General features: G+C 66.7%; 19 protein-coding genes. 6 read left to right on the top strand and 13 right to left on the bottom strand.

All coding sequences use genetic code 11. From position 1 onward, the window contains the following. Window positions 1-51 precede the first annotated feature (51 nt). From pdxA to lptF, 5 genes are read right to left on the bottom strand one after another with little or no spacing between them, the layout of a single operon-like run. The gene (pdxA, locus tag C5F44_RS06895; protein ID WP_107672784.1) at window positions 52-1,026 is read right to left on the bottom strand and encodes a 4-hydroxythreonine-4-phosphate dehydrogenase PdxA; all 975 of its coding nucleotides are present in this window, start codon (window positions 1,024-1,026) and stop codon (window positions 52-54) included. Further along, window positions 1,023-2,279 (bottom strand): peptidylprolyl isomerase, encoded by a 1,257-nt coding sequence (locus C5F44_RS06890; RefSeq protein WP_107672783.1) that lies wholly within the window; start codon window positions 2,277-2,279, stop codon window positions 1,023-1,025. Before C5F44_RS06890 ends, pdxA begins: the two co-directional genes overlap by 4 nt. 57 nt (window positions 2,280-2,336) lie before the next feature. Beyond that, window positions 2,337-4,502 carry an LPS-assembly protein LptD gene (locus C5F44_RS06885; protein ID WP_235822556.1) on the bottom strand — a complete coding sequence of 722 codons (2,166 nt, stop codon included), beginning with the start codon at window positions 4,500-4,502 and terminating at the stop codon, window positions 2,337-2,339. A gap of 3 nt (window positions 4,503-4,505) precedes the next feature. After that, window positions 4,506-5,600, bottom strand: coding sequence for an LPS export ABC transporter permease LptG (gene lptG / locus C5F44_RS06880; protein WP_107672782.1), 1,095 nt, complete (start codon window positions 5,598-5,600; stop codon window positions 4,506-4,508). Further along, window positions 5,597-6,793 carry an LPS export ABC transporter permease LptF gene (lptF, locus tag C5F44_RS06875; RefSeq protein ID WP_478210333.1) on the bottom strand — a complete coding sequence of 399 codons (1,197 nt, stop codon included), beginning with the start codon at window positions 6,791-6,793 and terminating at the stop codon, window positions 5,597-5,599. The genes lptG and lptF overlap by 4 nt, the downstream gene beginning before the upstream one ends. Before the next feature lie 181 nt (window positions 6,794-6,974). Here lptF and C5F44_RS06870 point away from each other — a divergent pair, with 181 nt between their 5' ends. Together C5F44_RS06870 and C5F44_RS06865 are read left to right on the top strand one after the other, a co-directional pair. After that, the gene (locus C5F44_RS06870; protein ID WP_107672781.1) at window positions 6,975-8,444 is read left to right on the top strand and encodes a leucyl aminopeptidase; all 1,470 of its coding nucleotides are present in this window, start codon (window positions 6,975-6,977) and stop codon (window positions 8,442-8,444) included. A gap of 25 nt (window positions 8,445-8,469) precedes the next feature. Further along, complete coding sequence (locus C5F44_RS06865; RefSeq protein WP_107672780.1) at window positions 8,470-8,943, top strand: DNA polymerase III subunit chi; 474 nt, start codon at window positions 8,470-8,472, stop codon at window positions 8,941-8,943. On the opposite strand, the gene C5F44_RS06860 is transcribed toward C5F44_RS06865, so the two are convergent. The 4 genes from C5F44_RS06860 to C5F44_RS17800 all read right to left on the bottom strand — a co-directional run bounded on the left by C5F44_RS06860 (window position 8,940) and on the right by C5F44_RS17800 (window position 12,339). Next, window positions 8,940-9,515 carry a retropepsin-like aspartic protease family protein gene (locus tag C5F44_RS06860; protein WP_107672779.1) on the bottom strand — a complete coding sequence of 192 codons (576 nt, stop codon included), beginning with the start codon at window positions 9,513-9,515 and terminating at the stop codon, window positions 8,940-8,942. The two genes, C5F44_RS06865 and C5F44_RS06860, sit on opposite strands and share 4 nt — an antisense overlap. Before the next feature lie 66 nt (window positions 9,516-9,581). Then, window positions 9,582-10,214, bottom strand: coding sequence for a MarC family protein (locus C5F44_RS06855; protein WP_107672778.1), 633 nt, complete (start codon window positions 10,212-10,214; stop codon window positions 9,582-9,584). A gap of 53 nt (window positions 10,215-10,267) precedes the next feature. After that, window positions 10,268-12,118, bottom strand: a complete 1,851-nt coding sequence (locus C5F44_RS06850; RefSeq protein WP_107672908.1) for an ABC-F family ATP-binding cassette domain-containing protein — start codon at window positions 12,116-12,118, stop codon at window positions 10,268-10,270. A 32-nt stretch (window positions 12,119-12,150) separates the two neighbouring features. Next, on the bottom strand, window positions 12,151-12,339 hold the full coding sequence (locus tag C5F44_RS17800) for a hypothetical protein (protein WP_146161911.1): 189 nt from the start codon (window positions 12,337-12,339) through the stop codon (window positions 12,151-12,153). Between C5F44_RS17800 and ndk the strand changes: the two genes are divergently transcribed. Beyond that, window positions 12,332-12,754, top strand: a complete 423-nt coding sequence (ndk, locus tag C5F44_RS06845) for a nucleoside-diphosphate kinase (protein ID WP_107672907.1) — start codon at window positions 12,332-12,334, stop codon at window positions 12,752-12,754. The two genes, C5F44_RS17800 and ndk, sit on opposite strands and share 8 nt — an antisense overlap. Window positions 12,755-12,793: 39 nt before the next feature. Here ndk and C5F44_RS06840 read toward each other — a convergent pair whose 3' ends face one another. From C5F44_RS06840 to C5F44_RS06835, 3 genes are all read right to left on the bottom strand, one after another. Next, window positions 12,794-13,135: a TfoX/Sxy family protein gene (locus tag C5F44_RS06840; RefSeq protein ID WP_107672777.1), complete on the bottom strand. Its 342-nt coding sequence runs from the start codon at window positions 13,133-13,135 to the stop codon at window positions 12,794-12,796. A 68-nt stretch (window positions 13,136-13,203) separates the two neighbouring features. Next, window positions 13,204-13,326 (bottom strand): hypothetical protein, encoded by a 123-nt coding sequence (locus C5F44_RS18240; protein WP_257791673.1) that lies wholly within the window; start codon window positions 13,324-13,326, stop codon window positions 13,204-13,206. Window positions 13,327-13,456: 130 nt separating this feature from the next. Next, window positions 13,457-13,648: a heavy-metal-associated domain-containing protein gene (locus tag C5F44_RS06835; RefSeq protein ID WP_107672776.1), complete on the bottom strand. Its 192-nt coding sequence runs from the start codon at window positions 13,646-13,648 to the stop codon at window positions 13,457-13,459. A 131-nt stretch (window positions 13,649-13,779) separates the two neighbouring features. On the opposite strand from C5F44_RS06835, the gene C5F44_RS06830 reads away from it, so the two are divergent. After that, on the top strand, window positions 13,780-16,176 hold the full coding sequence (locus C5F44_RS06830) for a heavy metal translocating P-type ATPase (protein ID WP_107672775.1): 2,397 nt from the start codon (window positions 13,780-13,782) through the stop codon (window positions 16,174-16,176). After that, a complete protein-coding gene (gene cueR / locus C5F44_RS06825; protein WP_107672774.1) occupies window positions 16,173-16,574 on the top strand; it encodes a Cu(I)-responsive transcriptional regulator in 402 nt (133 codons plus the stop codon). The genes C5F44_RS06830 and cueR overlap by 4 nt, the downstream gene beginning before the upstream one ends. 4 nt (window positions 16,575-16,578) lie before the next feature. Here the strand turns inward: cueR and C5F44_RS06820 are convergent, their stop codons facing one another. After that, complete coding sequence (locus C5F44_RS06820; protein ID WP_107672773.1) at window positions 16,579-17,013, bottom strand: RrF2 family transcriptional regulator; 435 nt, start codon at window positions 17,011-17,013, stop codon at window positions 16,579-16,581. 483 nt (window positions 17,014-17,496) lie between these two features. Here C5F44_RS06820 and C5F44_RS06815 point away from each other — a divergent pair, with 483 nt between their 5' ends. Beyond that, window positions 17,497-19,890 carry a glycogen/starch/alpha-glucan phosphorylase gene (locus C5F44_RS06815; RefSeq protein WP_107672772.1) on the top strand — a complete coding sequence of 798 codons (2,394 nt, stop codon included), beginning with the start codon at window positions 17,497-17,499 and terminating at the stop codon, window positions 19,888-19,890. Window positions 19,891-19,896: the final 6 nt, after the last annotated feature.

The following is a 19,896-nucleotide window of genomic DNA, read 5'->3' as shown; positions in this document are numbered from 1 at the left end:
CCTTCCAGTTGGTCCAAATACCCCGGGGGCCGGGGCGCAGCGCCCCGGCGGTTATCGCCCGCGGGCCGTGGCCATGTCTTGCGCCAAACGCAGCGCCGCGATCAGGCTGGACGGATCGGCCACCCCCTTGCCCGCAATGTCATAGGCCGTGCCATGGTCGGGCGAGGTGCGGACGAACGGCAGACCCAGCGTCACATTCACCCCACCGGCAAAGTCGATGGTCTTGATCGGGATCAGCGCCTGATCGTGATAGGCGCAGATCGCCGCGTCATAGCCGGCGCGTGCGGCGGCATGAAACATCGTGTCCGCCGGTAGCGGGCCACGGATCGCCATGCCTTCGGCCGCCAGACGGGCGACCAACGGGCGGATCATCCGCTCGTCTTCCCACCCCATGGCGCCGCCTTCGCCGGCATGAGGGTTCAGCCCCGCCACCGCCAGACGCGGCGCGGCAAGGCCGAAATCGGCCTTCAGCGCGGCATGGGTGATGCGGATCGTGTCTTCCAGCAGAGCTTCGGTCAGCGCCGTCGGAACCTCGGACAGCGCGATATGGATGGTGGTCGGCACCACGCGCAGGCCGGGGCAGGCCAGCATCATCACCACGCGCCCGACGCCCGCCAGATGGGCCAGATATTCGGTATGGCCGGGAAAGGCGAAGCCGGCGCCATCCTTCAGCGCCTTCTTGTGGATCGGGGCCGTGCACAACGCCCGCGCCGCGCCCGAATGCACCAGGTCCACCGCGCGGGCGATGACCTCGATCACGCCCGAGGCATTGGCCGGGTCGGGCTGGCCGGGCAGGGCCGGGGCGGCAAAACGGTGTGGCAGCACCGGCAACGCCCCCGGCGGCACATCCGCCGCCGCAGCCGGGCTGGTCACTTCGTGAAACGCGGTTCCGGCCGGCAGGTGGCGCGGATCGCCCAGCCAGACAAAGGGAAGACTGTCGCCCAGAACGGCGCGCGCCTTGACGGCCAGTTCAGGGCCAATCCCGGACGGATCGCCCGAGGTCAGGACAACGGGGGCGCGGCTCACGGTTCGCGGATGAAGGCCGCGGCGCGCAATTCGGCCAGATACCCTTCGGCCAGACCGGACAGCTTCTGGTTCATCACCTGATCGCGGACCTGATCGCGCGTGGGTTCGGGGTCCATCACCTGCTGGCGGCCGCACAGCATGATCAGCCGGCGATAGCCAGAACGGGTCAGCGCGCTGGACATCTCGCCCAGATCCAGCTTGCCCAGTTCAAGCGCCACATCCTTCGGCACCTCGGACATCGGGGCCTTGGTGATGGTCAGCCGGTCCGCGGGCAGGCCGCGCGCTTCGCGGTTCAGCTCGTTGCAGGTGCGGATCGTGCCCTTCAGGCGGGCCACTTCGGCCGCATCGTCGGGGATCAGGTATTCCGCCCATTCGACCGAGACCTTCACAGGTTCGGCGGTGGTGTCGCGCGCCACGTCGCGAAGCTGGAACAGCACCACGGCACCGGGCACTTCGACCGGGGCCGAGGTGTCGCCCGGCCCAAGGCCAAGGATCTGCCCGGCAATCGACGGCGGCAGGTTCGACAGCGACAGCCAGTCCAGCCGGCCGCCGTTGGCGGCGGTCGGCGCTGCGGAATAGCTGCGCGCGGCGGCGGCAAAGGCGCCCTCGGTCTTGATCTCGCCACTCAGACGGGTGGCCAGCGCCAGGGCGGCGTCTTCCTTGCCGGGTTCTGCCGGGATCACCAGTTCGGACATCAGCACCCGCAGGGCGCGGGGCCGGGCGGTGGCCTCCAGCGCCTTGTCGATGTCGGCCTCGGACACCGAAACCTGGCCGCGGAAGCGGTCCCGCACGATCTTGCGCCAGACCACGCCCGCCGTGACGAAATCGCGGAAGGTTTCCGGCGCGATGCCCACCTTCTGCAATTCGGCAACCAACTGCTCGGCAGTCAGGTTGGCCCGGCCGGCAAATTCGGTCATCCCGGCAGTCACTTCTTCTGCCGTGGCCTTCACGCCCAGACGCTTGGCTTCGGACATCCGAAGACGGTCGGAAATCAGTTCCTTGACGGCTTCTTCCTGCAGGTTGCCGGGTGCGCGCAGCACCTTCATGAACATCACGCGCTGCTGGATCTCGTATTCCGAGATGGCCTGATCGTTCACATAAAGCCGGGGCGCGAACAGGTTCCGCGCCAGGGCGGCCCCCGTGCTGCCGGTTCCGACCGGAGCGCCCATCCCAAGGCCGGCCATGACTCCGGCCAGCGCGGCGGCCATTGCCACCCGTTTCGTCTGCTTCACCCGTGCCGCCTTGCGTTGCATCCTGATCGATCGCCCGCCGTTCAACCTGTTCGCCCGCCTGAACCGCGGGTCTTTGCCCTAATAGCAGCGCCGCGACGGGCCTGCCGTCTTGCCGCCGCCAAAGCCGATAAGATCGACCGAAAGGTCGAAGCTCGTCGTCGGCGTTACACTAGTCGAGGTCGTGAACCGACGCGAGAGGGAAAGATCGACCGCCACACATTCGTTGCGGAATTCCAAACCCAGGCCCGCCAGCGTGCCGCGCTCGGCCTCGAAGTCGTAGCTGCCCGAGGTGGTCAGCGTCCAGGCATCGGTCATCCGCCAGCGCGCGTCATACCGGAATTCGCGCGTCCGGTCGGGGCGGTTCTCGGTCAGGTCGGCTTCGGCCCACAGGGCCGAGGTCGACACCCCCAGCCGTTCCCGGCCCAGGGTCAGCCGCACCTCGCCCTTGGACAGGCTGAAGCTGTCGTCAAAGACCATGCGCCCAGTCACCACCAGCCCGGATTGCCATTCGGCCGTTGCGGCCAGAAGCCAGTCCGAATTCCGGCCATCCAGACCCGAGGCGGTGCCGAACTGCCCGTAATCCCTTTCCCGCAGCACCCGGCCCAGAGTAACCGCCGTGGACCAGCCGTCGGGGTCATATCGCGTCCAGGTCACGCCCAGATTCAGCCGCGCACCCTTTTCAACCGCATCGGCCCCCGGGAAGCGGTCCAGCGAGAACAGGCTGTTTTCGTCGAATTCGACCAGGGTGCTGTCTTCGTTCGGGATGTTGGCGCGGCTGCGCGAGGACCAGACCAGTTGCACCACCGGCTCGATCACATGGGTGGCACCGGCCGTGGTGGTCTTGACCAGCGGCCAGCGCAGCTCGATCCCCGCTGTTGTATGGCCGCGCGTGTATTCGCCGGCATAGATGGCATCCTGCCCGATGGTATAGGCATCAGCCTGCGCCTCGCCCAGAAGCGAGGCTTCGATTCCGGCTGGCAGGATGAAGCTGCGACGCCAGTCGATCCGGGCCGACAGCCGGCTCACATCGCGCCCGTCGGCGATGCCGTCTCCATTGCCATCCAGCGGATCGGACGAACTGCGCAGGTGGCTGTGGCTTTGCAGGCGAAGCCCGCCTTCGCCGCCCAGAGGGCCCAGAGAAAAGCGCCGATGGAAGGTGACATCCGTCATCAGCGACGGCAGGGTTGCCGCCGTTTCCGTGTCCCGCAGGGTCTGGAAGCTGATGATCCGGGCCGAGAAGAACCCGTTGCGGCGGGTGCGGCTCAACTCGATCCGGCTGTCCAGACGGTCGGCATCGGTGATGCCGTAATCCAGAAGATAGGCCGGGTCGGTGGTGGTGATGCCCGAAAAGCTCAGGATGAAACTGTCCGGCAGATTGAAATAGCCGATGGCCTTCAGATAGCCGCGGGTGTCGCCCGGCATCAGGTCATCGCGCGACAGCGCACCGTTCAGTTCGATCCAGCCGCTGCTGAACGCCTGACGATAGCGCAGGTCAACAGACCGCGCGCCCTTCGACGTGATATAGGGCGCAAGCGTCAGGTCGCGGCTGGTTCCGATCGGGATGAAATAGGGAACCTTGATCCCGAAGCCCAGGTCGGACGTGGTGCGGATTGTCGGCGACAGGAAACCCCGTGCCCGTTCAAGCGTCGGGTCGGGCATCCGCAGGCGCGGGATGTAGAACACAGGAACGCCCGCGACGCGGAACTGGGCGTGATCGAAGTAAAGCTGACGCTCCACCTCGTCATGCACCACCCGGCGGGCGCGGATTTCCCACAGCGGCACCGGGCTTGACGCGCAGACCTTGCAGGAAGAGGCGACAACCCGGTCCAGCGCGGTATAGCGCCCGGCGACCCGCATCATCCGGCTGGAGGCCAGTTGCAACTGCTGGTTCAGAACCAGACGGGCACTGTCGAGGATGCCTTCGGTCATGTCGGCCGACAGATCGGCCGCCGAGGCAAGGATCAGCGTGTCGCCGCTGGCATCGGTCATGGTGATCGGGCCGTCGATCACCAGCCGGTCGCCGGTCTGGTCATAGACCACCCGGCTGGCCCGCAGCCGGTAGCCCTGGTAAAACACCTCGACATTGCCGGTTGCGATCAACTGGCTGTCGCCGGCAATTTCCAACTGGTCAGAGACAAGGGTGGCGCGGTCCGCATCCTGCGCCGTTGCGGCAAACGGCAGGACGGCGGCCAGAGCGGCCGAGAGAAGGCGGGTTCGAAGGAATCGGATCAGTCCCATACCCATGCTCTAGCCGTCCTCCAGATGGAGGAGAAGTCCAAGCGCCAGCATGACCGCCGCCGCAGGCGGGCCCCAGGCCGCCAACGCCAGCGGGATCTGGCCGCTTTCCCCCAGAGCCTGCGCAAAGTTGCGCAAAAAGAACAGGGCAAACCCTGCCAGCATGGCCAGAAGCACCATTTTTCCAGTGCCGCCAAAGCGGGTCGGGCGCATGGTGAACCCTGCGGCCACCAGCACCATCGCGGTCAGCAGCAGCGGCTGTGCCAGTTCCATCTGGAACCACAGCTTGTAAGAGCGCGAGGAAAACCCCGCCCGTTCAAGCCCGCTGATATAGCCGGGAAGCTGCCAGATCGGCACGGTCGACGGCGTGCCGAAACTGTCGCGGATTCGCTCTGGTGTCAGGTCTGACGGAAGTTTGGTCCCGTCCGGCCAGCTTTCGGCGGAAAGTTCGGGGTTCGGCGCGTCAAGATCCCAGTGTTTGGCCCCGTCCAGCCGCCAGGCGCCGGTTTCCAGCCGGGCCTCGCGCGCCTCGATCCGGGCGACGGGGGTGCCGGCAGGGCCGAAGGTCAGGAAGCTGACGTTGTAAAGTTCCGTCCCGTCCAGGTTGGACCGCGCCGCCTGGATGACGGTCTGGCCATAGTCACCGCCCTGCCGCAGCCAAAGCCCGGTGTCCGACACCGACAATACCGCCCCCCCCGACAGATAGCGCGAGCGGAGGTCTTCGTAGGTTTTCGACGTGGCCGCGACCAGCGGGTTCAGAACGGCCACGGTCAACATGCCCAATGCCGTTGCCACGATGACCGGCGTGGCCAGAAAGCGCAGCCCGGACCGGCCCGCCGCGCGCACCACCACCAGTTCGGACGACCGTGCCAGCGCAAGGAACAGCGTGATGGCGGCGATGATCAGGATCAGCGGCAGGATGCGATACAGCGTTTCGGGCACATTCAGAAGCGACAGATGCGCCGCTTCGCCCAGACCGATGTTCTGCCCCGAGAACTTGCGCAACTGCTCGATCATGTCGATCAGCATCAGGATGCCGAAGAAGATCAGGAACACCTGGGCCACGACCATCAGGAAGCGCCGCGCGATATAAAGCGAAAGCGTCATGCCGCCGCCCCTTCGCTGGCAGGGCCCGGGCGCGGGCGCCGCCGGGGCTGTTGCGACAGCCACAGCAGGGCATAGGCCACCACGCCGCCCGCCAGCGGGGCTGCATACATCACCGGCCAGGCCGCGGCGTTGCGCAGCACCACGCCAGAGGCCGCGGTGTTCACCAGTTGCAGCCCGATGATCAGCAGCACGGCGAACCCGATCTGCCGCCACAGGCCAAAGCGGGAAAAGCCGCCCAGCATCAGTGCCGCAAACCCGACAAGCGGCGCGACAAGGCCCAGCATCGGGGTGGAAATGCGGCTATGCGCCTCTTCCAGAAAGGCGGCGCGGCTGGTCGCCATCGCCTCGATCTGCGCGGGATCGGCGGCCAGAAGGTCGGCGGTGGACAGCTCGTCCACCACCTTGCGGCGGTCCGCCCCGGTCTGGACGATGCCCGACAGATCCAGCGTGAAGGTCGTGAACCGGGTGATCGACACCCGGGGCGGCGTCTCGCGCGTCAGTTGCTGGATCGACCCGTCCAGCATCACCAGTTGCGGCGCGCTCACCCCCCGCACGATCAGCGCCCGGCGGGCGGTGTAGATCGACCGCACGGGCGGCGTTGCGCCTTCGGCCATGTCTTCGGCCATGTCTTCGGGAATGCGTTCGTCCGACAGGAACAGGTCGTTCAGCTCGCCCAAGGGGGTGATTTCACGGATATACAGCGTCACGCCATTGGACGGGTGCATGAAGCGCCCTTCGTTCAGGAACCGCGCGGTGATGTCCTGGTTGATCTCGGCGCTGCGTTCCTGAAGCCGTGTCTGGGCCATCGGCACCAGCACGTTGGACAGCACAAGCTGCATTGCCATGACGCAAAGGCCGAAGAACAGCACCGGCCGCGCCAGCCGCATCGAGGAAAAGCCGGTGGCCTGCATCACCACAAGCTCGGATTCCTGGGCCAGCCGGTTCACCGCGTAAAGGCAGGCGGCAAAAGCGGAAATCGGCAACACCAGCCGAATGACATTGGGCAGCGACAACAGAGAGAACTCGACAAAGACCAGCGCCGATTGTCCGTCACCGATCAATTGGTCGAACAGGCCGACGGCACGGTTGACCCAATAGACAGCCACCAGCACCAGGCTGAAAAAGCCGAAGAGCTGCAGCAGGTTGGACAACAAGTAACGGTCGAATCTGGACAAGGCCGCCCGCGGTTCCACAAGATGTTGCGGTTGAGGTGGCCGGACCCTAGCCGAATTGCCGGCAAGGGAAAACTCCTATCTGGTCATTGCCGGGCCGCTTGGTTAGCGTTGCGGCAATGGCCCGCCGACCCCGACCCGACCCGGTGTCAGGATCGCTGCAAAGCCATCCATGATCCTTCAGCCGCAAGGTACACCCGATATGTCCCATCCCATTGCCATCCCGTTCCGTGAGGTTGATGCCGAGGCCCTGTTGACGGCCGAAGGGCGCATCGCCCTGCTGGCCGAACCGGGCACGGCTCTGGGGGCGGCGGCGCGGCGGCTGGACCGGGCCAGCCGGGGCGCGGTGGCACGGGCGCTGGCCTCTGATGCCTTCGGCAAGCTCAAGCCCGGCGATGCGCTGGAACTGGCCTTTCCCGCCGGCCTGGCCTGCGAGGCGCTGCAACTGGTGCGCCTGCCCAAGCGCACCGATACCGCCAGCGCCCGCCGTGCCGGCGGCAGCATCGGCCGCACCCTGGGCGAAGCCCCGCTGACCGTGCTGGCCGACACACATCCGCGCGCCGCCGAAGTGGCCTTTGCCCTGGCGCTGCGGGCCTATGATTTCACCGCGCACAAAAGCGGCGAGCAGAAGCCGGCTGGACCGGTGCAGATGATGGTTTCCTCGCCCGAGGTGGTCGCTGCCGAGGCCGCGCCGCTGTTCGCGGTGGCCGAAGGCATCTGTTTCACCCGCGATCTGGTGAACGAGCCGGCCAATGTGCTTACCACCTTCGAATTTGCCGAACGGCTGTCGGCCCTGACCGCGCTTGGGGTCGAGGTCGAGGTGCTTGAGGAAGAAGACCTTTCCCGTCTGGGCATGGGCGCGCTTCTTGGGGTGGGGCAGGGGTCGGAAAGCCCCTCCAAGGTGGTGGTCATGCAGTGGAAGGGCGCCGATGCTTCGGTCGCGCCGCTGGCGCTGGTGGGCAAGGGCGTGGTCTTCGACACCGGCGGCATCTCGATCAAGCCGGCGGGCGGCATGGAAGAGATGACCATGGACATGGGCGGCGCGGGCGTGGTGGCCGGCGTCATGCGGGCGCTGGCGCTGCGCAAGGCCAAGGCCAATGTCGTGGGTCTGGTCGGGCTGGTCGAGAACATGCCCGATGGCCGCGCCCAACGGCCGGGCGATGTGGTGCGCAGCATGAAGGGCGACACGATCGAAGTCATCAACACCGATGCCGAGGGGCGTTTGGTGCTGGCCGATGTGCTATGGTACGCGCAGGAACGCTTCCAGCCGCAGGCGGTGATCGACCTGGCCACGCTGACCGGCGCCATCGTCGTGGCGCTTGGCGGCGAAAATGCCGGCGTCTTTTCGAACGATGATACGCTCTGCGGGGCCTTCCTCAAGGCCGCCATGGCCGAGGGCGAGGGCGCCTGGCGGATGCCGATGGGCGAAGGCTATGACGCGCGGCTGAAAAGCCGCATCGCCGACATGATGAACGTGGGCGGCCGCGAAGGCGGCGCGATCACCGCCGCGCAGTTCCTGGCGCGCTTCGTCAAGCCGGATGTGCCCTGGATTCACCTCGACATTGCCGGGGTGACGCTGGCGAAATCCGATCAGACCCTGTCGCGCAAGGGGGCCACCGGCTGGGGCGTTCTGGCGCTGAACCGGCTGATCCGCGACCGCTATGAACGCTGACCCGGCCTGACCCGGACACCGCGCCATGGGCATCGTGAACTTCTACCACCTGACGCGCTTTTCGCTGGACGAGGTTGTCACCATGCTGTGCGACCGCGCCTTGCAACAGGGCTGGCGGGTGATGGTGCGCGACGCCGACCGCGCGGCGCTGGAACGTCTGGACGGCCGGCTGTGGCTGGAACCCGAAGACGGCTTCCTGCCGCACGGTCTGGCGGGCGGGCCGCAGGATGCCGATCAGCCGGTGCTGCTGGGGCAGGGCGCGGCGGTGAATGGCGCCTGTGCGGTGCTTCTGCTGCGTGCCCTGCCGGTGGATCTGGCCGAAGCGCAGGCGATGGAACGGGTCTGGTTGCTGTTCGAAGGCGCCGACGAAGCCCAGGTCGCGGCGGCGCGGGTTCAATGGAAGGCCGTTACCGCCGCGGGCCTGCCGGCGCAATACTGGGCCGATGCCAGCGGCAAGTGGGAAAAGAAGGCCGAAAGCCCGGCCCCATCGGGCGCCTAGCGCGACAGGATCATCTTGCCGCCGTCGATCTCGACCCGGAAGCGGCGCAGGTAATCCATGCCCAGCAGCGAGACATCCATCTCGCCATCGGTCACATAGGCGGCAAAGTCACTGTCCCGGAACGGGCCAAGCACCACCTCGGGCAGGGTGACCCGCGCCGTGCGCACCGTGCCATTCGCGGTTGAGGCCTGGCCGGCAAAGACCAGCGACTCGGTCTTGATGCCCAGCCGGTCGGCATCGCGGCGCGACAGGACCATGTTGCTGGCCCCGGTATCGGCCAGGAACAGCACGCCGGTGCCGTTGATGTCGACCTGGGCGTAATAATGCCCATCAAGGGCGCGCGGCAGTTCGACCGTGCCGCCTTCGGTCACCATCTGGCGCGGCAGCACGTCCTGGCGGATGTCGTTCCACAGCCCGTAGCCCGCCATCACGCCCAGAAAGATCAGGCCCCAGGCCATTGCCGTGCGCAGCGCCATGCCAAGGCGCTTGCGGTATTCCACCATGACCCAACCGCCGACGGCGACCAGAAGCAGCACAAGATAGGCCATCCGGCCAAGGGTATCACCATCCATCGGGGTCTCCTTGCCGAAGCAATATGGGCCGAAGCGATATGGGGAAGGCCGGCGGCAAAGGGAAGATCAGCCGACAAGCCCGGTCTGGCGGATGCCGTCGATCACGAACTGCACCGACAGCGCGGCCAGCAGCATCCCCAGCAGCCGGGTGATCACGATGGTGCCGGTCCGGCCCAGCAGCCGCTCCATCGGCGGCGAGGCAAGGAGGAAGGCGAAGGTGACGGCCATCATCACCATCATCAGCGCAATCACCGTGGCCGCACCGCGCCAGTCGGGGCCAGATTGCGTTTCGGCCTGACCCACCAGCAGGATCATGGTGGCAATCGCCCCCGGCCCGGCGATCAGCGGCGTGGCCAGCGGGAACACCGAAGGGTCGTGGTCGGGTTCTGCCGTCTGGCCCTCGCGCCGCTGGGTGCGGCGTTCGAACAGCATGTCCAGCGCGGTCAGGAACAAAAGGATGCCGCCCGCGATGCGGAAGGCCGACATCGAGATGCCGACGAAGTTCAGGATCGATTCGCCGGCCAGCCCGAAAATCGTCAGCAGGAAGGCCGCGATCAGGCAGGCGCGGCGGGCCATCGTCCGCCGCTGCGCCGGGGATTTGCCCCGTGTCAGGGCAATGAACATGGGCACAAGTCCCGGCGGGTCGATCACCACGAACAGCGTGGCAAAGGCGGTGATGAGGAAGGCACTGTCCAGCATGACCAAAGGCTAGCCTGCGGCAGGGCGATTTGGAAAGCGGAACCTTGGGGCGCTCAGGTCTTGGCGGCGTCCAGCCGTTCCTGCGCGGCCAGCCACAGCGCCTCGGCCTTGACCTCGGCCTCTTCCAGCTCGGCGAACTTGGCGGTCCACTGGTCCAGCTCGGCCTTGCGGGCATCGTCGTAAAGATCGGGCTCGGCCATCTTCTTGGTCAGCTTGGCGCGCATCTCGGCCAGCCGTTCCAGCCGTTCCTCGCATTTGCGCAGGTCGGCCCGCAGGGCAAGCAGATCGTCGCGCGAGATTTTCTTTGTCTTTTCAGCAGGTTTAGCGGCGGATTTCACACCGTCTTCGCCCGCCAGAAGCTGCGCGCGATAGGTTTCCAGATCTTCGGAATAGGGCGTGACCGTGCCATCCTTGACCAGCCACAGCCGGTCGGCCACCAGGTTCAGCAGGTGCATGTCATGGCTGACCAGCACGACCGCGCCGGTATAGTCGGTCAGCGCCTCGACCAGGGCTTCGCGGCTTTCGATGTCCAGGTGGTTGGTCGGTTCGTCAAGGATCAGCAGATGCGGCGCGTCGATGGTGGCCAGCAGCAGCGACAGCCGCGCCTTCTGCCCGCCCGACAACCGCCCGACCTTGGTATCGGCCTGATCCGCCCGCAGGCCGAACCCGGCCAGACGGGCACGGTGGCGGGGGCCGTTCTCGGCCGGACGCAGCCGCGCAATGTGCTGAAGCGGCGTTTCGTCGATGTACAACTCATCCACCTGATGCTGGGCGAAATAGCCGATCCGCAGCTTGGAAGATTTGGTCAGTCGGCCGCTGGCCGTCTGAAGTTTGCCCGCCAACAGCTTGGAAAGGGTTGATTTTCCTTCCCCGTTACGGCCCAGAAGGGCGATGCGGTCATCCTGGTCGATGCGCAGCGAAAGCTGGCGCAGCACCGGCGGCCCGCCATAACCGACCGAGGCGCCGTCCAGCGTCACGATGGGGGGCGACAGCTCTTCGGGTTCGGGGAAGGTGAACTTGGCCAGCGCCGCCTCTTGCGGCGAGGTGGCGAATTTCAGCCGTTCGATCATCTTCAGCCGCGACTGCGCCTGCCGCGCCTTCGAGGCGGTATAGCGGAAGCGGTCCACGAACCCTTGCAGATGGGCGCGCCGGGCTTCGGCCTTGCGGTTCTCGGCCTCGATCACGGCCAGCCGGGCGGCGCGGGTTTCCGCGAACGTATCGTAAGACCCGGAGTAATAGGTCAGTTTGCGGTCTTCCAGATGCAGGATGCCGGTCACGGCGCGGTTCAGCAGGCCGCGGTCATGGCTGATGACGATGACCGTATGGGGGTATTTCGTCAGATAGCTTTCCAGCCACAGCGCCCCTTCCAGATCAAGGTAGTTCGTCGGTTCGTCCAGCAGCAGATAGTCGGGCTGGGCAAACAGCACGCCCGCCAGCGCCACCCGCATCCGCCAGCCGCCAGAGAAGGCAGAACAGGGCATAAGTTGTTGTTCCGGCTCGAATCCAAGGCCGCGCAGGATTGAGGCGGCGCGCGCCTCGCCCGACCAGGCGTCGATGTCATGCAGCCGGGTCTGGATGTCGGAAATGCGGTGGGCATCCGTGGCGGTTTCGGATTCCGCCAGCAGCGCCGCGCGTTCGGTATCGGCCGCCAGAACCGTATCCAGCAGCGACACTTCGGAGGACGGCACCTCTTGCGCCACACCACCGATGCGGGCGCGGGCGGGCAACTGGATTGCGCCGCCTTCCAGCGACAGCTCGCCCCGGATCAGCCGGAACAGCGTGGTCTTGCCGGTGCCGTTGCGGCCGACAAGACCAACCTTGTGGCCGGTGGGAATGGTGGCAGAGGCGCCCTCGAACAGGGGGCGGCCTTCAACGGAATAGGTGATGTCTTCGATGCGCAGCATGGCGCCTGCCTTGCCGCAGGCGGCGGGCAAGGTCAATCGAAGCCGGTGGTGACAGGGGCAAAAAGGCCGTCTTTCCTGCGTCTTCCTTTTGTCTTCCTGGCGTCTTCCGGCGGCGGCAGGTCTTTTTCGGCTGTCTTTCCTTTGTCGGAAACCCGTGATAGCAGCTGCGCCATCCGAACGGGCCACAGCGGCCCCCAGATCATGGAGAGCCAGATGGCCACCGAACGCACCCTGTCGATCATCAAGCCCGATGCGACCAAGCGCAACCTGACCGGCAAGATCGTTGCCAAGTTCGAAGACGCCGGCCTGCGCGTCATCGCTTCGAAGCGCATCCACCTGACCGCCGCGCAAGCCGGCGAATTCTATGCCGAGCACAAGGAGCGCGGCTTCTATGGCGAGCTGGTGGCCTATATGGCCAGCGAGCCGGTCGTGGTGCAGGTGCTGGAAGGCGAAGGCGCCATTGCCAAGAACCGCGAAGTGATGGGCGCGACCGATCCGGCCCAGGCCGATGCCGGCACCATCCGCAAGGAATTCGCGCTGTCCAAGGCCGAAAACTCGGTCCACGGGTCGGACAGCCCGGCTTCGGCCGCGCGCGAAATCGCCTTCTTCTTCTCGGGCCTTGAACTGGTGGGCTGACCGGGATCGCCGGGCAAATTCTTTCGAAAGAATTTGGCCCTAGCCCCGGCGCTCCACCACACCGAAATAGGACAGGGCCGCCTCCAGATCGGAGCGGCCCTTTTCCTTGGTTCCGGCCATGCTGGCCTTGATCGCATCGAAGCGCTGCCGCAGCGCCTTCTTCTCGTCGCCCTGGCAATCGTTCCAAGGCCGGCCCTGCAAGCCCATCACCAGAACATAATAGCCAATGAAATGCGGCGCCGCGCCTGAAAGCAGCAGGCGGCGATAGGCTTCGTCCGCACCCAGCGCGCGGATCTCGTCGGCGGAATGGATGCCGGCGCGGGCAAAGGCCGCTTCCGACGCGGGGCCAAGGTTCGGGATCGAGGAAACGGGATCGGCCATGGTCGGGTGCCCTGAAATGCAACAGGGCCAGCCTTGCGGCTGGCCCCGGTTCCGTCAAGGACGGGATGTCAGATCGACGCCCAGTCGGTATAGACGGGCTTGCCGGCCTGCGGCTGCGGCATCGGGGTGCCCTGCTGCTGCGGCTGCGAAGGGGCCGGGGTGGACCCTTGCTGAATCTGTTTCGAGGCCATGTGACTGCTCCGCGCTGGCTCTTGCTTCAACGTGTCGCATTGCATGAATCCTTCGCGGCGGCCCGGTCAAGTGGGCAATACTACGGATACCGCCCGGACCGGCCATTCCTCGCCGGAAATTGATGGGAATCTAGCCCAGCGCGGTGGCCGGAAAGCCGATTTCGGCCAGGGCCTGAACCAGCCTCTCGGCCGGGGCGCCTTCGGCGGTGACCTGGCGGGTGGTCAGGTCCACCGTGACGGCGGTGGTGATCGGGGCGAGGGCGGCTTCGACGCTGGCCTTGCAATGGCCGCAGGACATGTCGGGAACGGAAAGTGTGGTCATGGGCAGGCTCCTTCTTGCCGGTCATATGGGGGTTCCTGCTGCTGGAAGGTCAAGCACCAGTTTTGTGGCCCGGCGGGCCTTGACCTTCCCGTGACTGGAACCCCCATATGGGCTGGGCAAGGAGACATTCCATGACCGCGCCCGGCCCGATTTCGCACCCGCCCTCAGACACCGCCCGGCTGACGCTGGAGGGGATGACCTGCGCCTCTTGCGTGGCGCGGGTCGAACGGGTGTTGCAGGCGCAGCCCGGTGTGGAAAAGGCCGACGCCAATTTCGGCACGGGCGAAACGCTGGTGCGCTTCCACGCCCCCGCCACCCGCGAGGGCATGGCGGCGGCGCTGGCGAAGGCCGGCTATCCGGTGCGCCCGGTGGTGGTGGACCTGTCGGTTGACGGCATGACCTGTGCCGCCTGCACCGGCCGGGTGGAGCGGGTGCTGAAGGCGCAGCCCGGTGTGGCGGCGGCGGTGGCGAACCTTGCCACCCGCCGCGCGCAGGTGACGCTGTGGGAACCCGTCGCGCCAGAGGCGCTGGCGGCGGCGGTGCGCAAGGCGGGCTTTGCCGCCACGCCGCTGGCCGAAGCCGCGCCCGCCGATCCGCGGGCCGAAGAACGGCGGCTGTGGGCAGCGGCGGCGCTGGCGGGGGTGCTGGCGGCCCCGGTCTTCGTCACGGAAATGGGCGGGCATCTGATCCCGGCCTTTCATATGTGGCTGCACGCGCAGATCGGGATGCAGACGCTTTGGCTGATGCAGTTCGTGCTGGCGACGCTGGTGCTGATCGGGCCGGGGCGGCGGTTCTATCTGAAAGGCGTGCCGGCGCTTTTGCGCGCGGCCCCCGACATGAACAGCCTTGTCGCGGTGGGCACCGGCGCGGCCTGGGCCTATTCCACGGTGGTGCTGTTCGCGCCGGCGCTGGTGCCGGCGGCCTCTCGTGCCGTCTATTTCGAGGCGGCGGCGGTGATCGTGGTGCTGATCCTGATCGGCCGCGCGATGGAGGCGCGGGCGCGCGGGCAGGCGGGGGCGGCCATTGCGAGGCTGGTGGGCCTGCAGCCCAAGGTCGCGCGGCTGGAGGACGGCTCCGAGGTGCCGGTGGCCAGCCTGATGCCGGGGATGCGCATTGCCCTGCGGCCGGGGGAACGGGTGCCGGTCGATGGCGTCGTGGTCTCGGGCGGGTCGGCGGTGGACGAATCCATGCTGACCGGCGAGCCGGTTCCGGTGGCCAAGACCCCGGGCGACGCGGTCAGCGCGGGCACGGTCAACGGCACCGGCGCGCTGGTGGCCGAGGTGCGGGCGGTGGGCGCGGGCACGGTGCTGGCGCGGATCGTGGCGCTGGTGGAAGAAGCGCAGGGGTCGAAACTGCCGGTGCAGGCGCTGGTGGACCGGGTGACGCTGTGGTTCGTGCCGGTGGTGATGGCGGTGGCGCTGCTGACGGCGGCGGTCTGGCTGGCCGTGACCGGCGACATGGCGCGGGCGCTGGTTTCGGGCGTGTCGGTGCTGATCATTGCCTGCCCCTGTGCCATGGGGCTGGCGGTGCCGGTGTCGATCCTGGTGGGATCGGGCCGGGCGGCGGAACTGGGCGTGCTGTTCCGCCGGGGCGAGGCCTTGCAGCGGCTGGCGGGCGTGACGCGGGTGTCCTTCGACAAGACCGGCACGCTGACCGAAGGGCGGCCAAGGGTGACGGCGGTGCACGGGCCGGGCTGGGTGCTGCCCGGCGCGGCGGCGGTGGAACAGCACAGCGAACATCCGTTGGCGGCGGCGGTGCTGGCCGCGGCGGGCGAGGTGCCCGAGGCCAGCGATTTCCGCGCGCTGCCGGGGCTGGGGGCCGAGGCCAGGGTGGCGGGGGCGCGGCTGTCGGTGGGCGCGGCGCGGATGTTCCCCGCCATTCCCGCGCGGTTGCAGGTGCTGGCTGATGCGGCGGCGGGGCAGGGGGAAAGCCTGCTGTTCGTCGCCCGCGAGGGCGAGGTGCAGGGGCTGATCACCGTGGCCGACGCGCCGCGCGCATCCGCCGCCCGCGCCGTGGCGGCCTTGCAGGAGCTGGGCGTGACCCCGGCCATGATCAGCGGTGACACGCCGGCCGCCGCCCGCGCGGTGGCCGCCCGGCTGGGCATTGCCGAGGTTGAGGCGGGCGTGCTGCCCGAAGGCAAGCTGGATCTGATCCGCCGCGGGGGCGGGGCCTTTGTCGGGGATGGCATCAACGATGCCCCGGCGCTGGCGGCGGCCGAAGTGGGCATCGCCATGGGCACCGGCACCGATGTCGCCATCGAGGCGGGCGAGGTGGTGCTGATGCGGGGCGATCCGCTGGCGGTGGCCACCGCGATCCGCCTCAGCCGCGCGGTGATGCACAACATCCGGCAGAACCTGTTCTGGGCCTTTGGCTACAATGTGGCGCTGATTCCGGTGGCCGCCGGGGTGCTGGTGCCCTTTGGCGGGCCGCAGCTTTCGCCGATGCTGGCGGCGGGGGCCATGGCGCTGTCTTCGGTTCTGGTGCTGACCAATGCCTTGCGTCTGCGCTTTGTCAGGGGGGTGGAATGAACATCACGGAAGTGGCGCGGCAGTCTGGCCTGCCGGCCAAGACCATCCGCTATTACGAGGAAATCGGGCTGATCCGGCCGCTGCGGTCTTCGAACGGCTACCGCGCCTTCCGCGACAGCGACCTGCACAAGCTGGCCTTCATCGGCCGCGCGCGGTCGCTGGGGTTTTCCATCGAGGACTGCCGGTCGCTGCTGGCGCTGTACGAGGACAAGGATCGCGCCAGCGCCGATGTGAAGGCACTGGCCGGCCGGCATCTGGAGCGGATCGAAGCCAAGCTGGCCGAATTGCAGGCGATGCAGGCCACGCTGACGCAGCTTGTTCATGCCTGCGCCGGCGATGCCCGGCCCGATTGCCCGATCCTGACAGGTCTGGCCACAGGGCCGGCCTGCTGCGCCTGACGGGTCAGGCGACGCGCAGGATGCGGTCCAGCGTGGCGTTTTCGGTGATCAGGTCGGCGACCGTGGTCTTGTCCAGACGGGCGTAGAACGCATCGAGCGCCTCGGCCATCACGCAGTTCAGGCGGCAGCCTTCCGCGAGCGGGCAATCCGGCGGCCCCCCCTTGAAACATTCGGCAAAGGGGATGACCTTTTCGAAGGCGCGGAACACCTCGCCCACGGTGATCATCGAGGCGGGGCGGGCCAGCGTCAGCCCGCCGGTGCGGCCCCGCACCGTATGCAGGAATTTCTTCTGGGCCAGCAGGTGGATCACCTGCGCCAGATGGTTTTCCGAGGCGCCGGTGGCCTCGGCCACTTCCTGACGGCGCACGGTTCGGCCGTCGTTCACGGCACAGAACATCAGTGCGCGCATCGCAAGACTGGTTCGGATGGTCAGGCGCATGGGCCTCTCCTAGGGTTTCTTGGCAAGCATGTAAAACAGCCTGCGCGGGAACAATGATGCAGATCAGTTACCTCACTAATGACGGAAGATTCCTGAGCAGGGGATGCGTCATATTGCGCTAACACGCAGCAATTTAAGGGCATTGCGGCCAGATGCCGCGCCTGTTTGCGCGTCCCCGGCTGGGCGGCGTCGGCCCGGAGCCGGCAGCGGATGCATTCGCGACTCGCCACGTCTTGCGCCGTGATGCTTACGGATCGGGCAGGGCACCGCATCCCTGCGGCCGGGGGTCAAACCGTTTTGATCGCTGGCCTGCCTTGAAACAACATGGATAATTGTTGATGCGTTGCGGAAAGTCCTGCGCTAGGATCAAACCGCTTTGGGCTGCCACGGTCCGGCAGACGGCGCGGGATGCCTTGTTGTGCTTGACCGGCCTTCTGTCCGTCCTAGGCTGCGGCCTGACCCGTACCCTTCGCAGGAAACCAAGTGAACGATCTCAGCTTTTCCCCCGAACGCCTGCAAGCCTCTGTTCTTCATCACCTGACCTTCACGCTGGGCAAGGACGCCCCGAACGCCAGCCGCTATGACTGGCGGATGGCGCTGTCCTATGCGATCCGCGACCGGATCGTCGAACCCTGGTTCGCCAGCACGCGCCGCACCTGGGCCGAGGACCACAAGCGCGTTTACTACCTGTCGATGGAATATCTGATCGGCCGGTTGCTGGAAGACGCCACGATCAACCTGGGTCTTTACGAGGCGGCCGAACAGACCATGGTCGGCTTCGGCCAGGATCTGAAATCGCTGATCGAGGATGAGCCCGACGCCGCGCTTGGGAACGGTGGCCTGGGCCGGCTGGCGGCCTGCTTCATGGAAAGCATGGCCACGGTGGGCTGCCCGGCCTATGGCTATGGCATCCGCTATGAACACGGCCTGTTCCGCCAGCGGTTCGAGGGCGGGCGTCAGGTGGAAACGCCGGAAGACTGGCTGAAACAGGCCCACCCCTGGGAATTCCCGCGCCCCGAAAGCGCGTATACCGTGGGCTTCAAGGGCCAGATCGAAACCCGCGACGGCAAGGACATCTGGGTGCCCGGCGAAACGGTGATCGCCGAGGCGCATGACACGCCGGTCATCGGCTGGGGCGGCAAATGGGCCAATACGCTGCGGCTTTGGGCGGCAAAACCCACGACAATGTTCAATCTTGAACGGTTCAACCGGGGCGACTATGCCGCTGCGGCCGAACCCGAGACGCTGGCGCGCACCCTGAGCCGGGTGCTGTACCCCGACGACACCACCTATCAGGGCAAGGAACTGCGGCTGAAGCAGGAATTCTTCCTGACCTCGGCTGCGCTGCAAGACATCCTGCGCCGCTATCTTTACCGGCACAGCGACCTGACGGCGCTGCCGAAGCATGTCGCCATCCAGATGAACGACACCCACCCGGCGATTGCCGGGCCGGAACTGATCCGGCTTCTGTCCGATGACCACGGGATGCCGTTCGAGGATGCGCTGAACACCGCGCGGGCCTGTCTTGGCTATACCAACCACACGCTGCTGCCCGAGGCGCTGGAGAAATGGGCGACCTTCACCTTCGGCACGGTGCTGCCGCGCCACATGCAGATTGTCGAACGGATCGACAGTTGGCACCGCCGCACCTATCCGTCGCGGCCGCATTATGTGGGCATCGTCAAGCACCATGAGGTGCGGATGGGCGAACTTGCCTTCATCATGAGCCACAAGGTGAACGGCGTGTCGGCGCTGCATTCGGAGCTGGTGAAGAAGAACCTTTTTCCCGAACTGGACCGGCTGCATCCGGGGCGGATCATCAACGAAACCAATGGCGTGACCCCGCGCCGCTGGCTGCGGATGTCGAACCCCGGTCTGGCGCGGCTGATCACTGACACCATCGGCGAGGGTTGGGAAGATGACCTTGACCGGCTGGACGGGCTGAAGACCCATGTCGATGACGCCAGCTTCCGCGACGCCTTTGCCGCAGCCAAGCGCGCCAACAAGGTTGAGGTCGGCAACTGGATCGGCCGCGAATTCGGCGTCAAGGTCAGCCCGGACGCGCTGTTCGACGTTCAGGTCAAACGCATCCACGAATACAAGCGTCAACTGCTGAACATCCTGGAATGCATCGCCCACTGGCACGCCATCCGCAACGGCGCGGTCAGCAACCCGGTGCCGCGCGTCCGCATCTTCGGCGGCAAGGCCGCGCCGGGCTATGCGGTGGCGAAAGAGATCATCCGCCTGATCAACGACGTGGCGCAGGTGGTGAACAACGACCCCAAGACCGGCGATCTGCTGAAGATCGTCTATCCGCCGAACTACAACGTCAGCATGGCGGAAAACCTGATCCCGGCCTCGGATCTGTCGGAACAGATCTCGACCGCGGGGAAAGAGGCGTCGGGCACCGGCAACATGAAGTTCATGATGAACGGCGCGCCCACCATCGGCACGCTGGACGGGGCCAATGTGGAGATATTGCAGGAGGTGGGGCACGAGAACTTCTTCCTGTTCGGCCTGACGGCGGAAGAGGTCTCGAAACGGCGCGAAGACCCCGATCATTCCCGCAAGGCGATCGAGGCGAGCCAGCCGTTGCAGGACGTGTTGCAGATGATTGCCGAGGGGCGCTTCAGCCCCGATGAGCCCGAGCGGTATCACGGGCTGGTGCATGGCATGTGGCACAGCGACTATTTCCTCGTCGCCTCGGACTTCGACGCCTATCACGCGGCGCAAGCCCGGGTTTCGGCCGCCTATGCCGACCCGCAGCGCTGGTATCACATGGCGGCGATGAATACGGCCCGGTCGGGATTCTTCTCGTCGGACCGGACCATTCGCGGCTACATGAAGGATGTGTGGGATGTGACGCCTGCCCTGTGACAGGGG

The sequence above is a fragment of the Fuscovulum blasticum DSM 2131 genome (genome assembly GCF_003034965.1).
GTDB lineage: Bacteria > Pseudomonadota > Alphaproteobacteria > Rhodobacterales > Rhodobacteraceae > Pseudogemmobacter > Pseudogemmobacter blasticus.
Note: the sequence above shows the minus strand (reverse complement) of the source record. Positions and strands in the feature narration are given on the sequence as shown.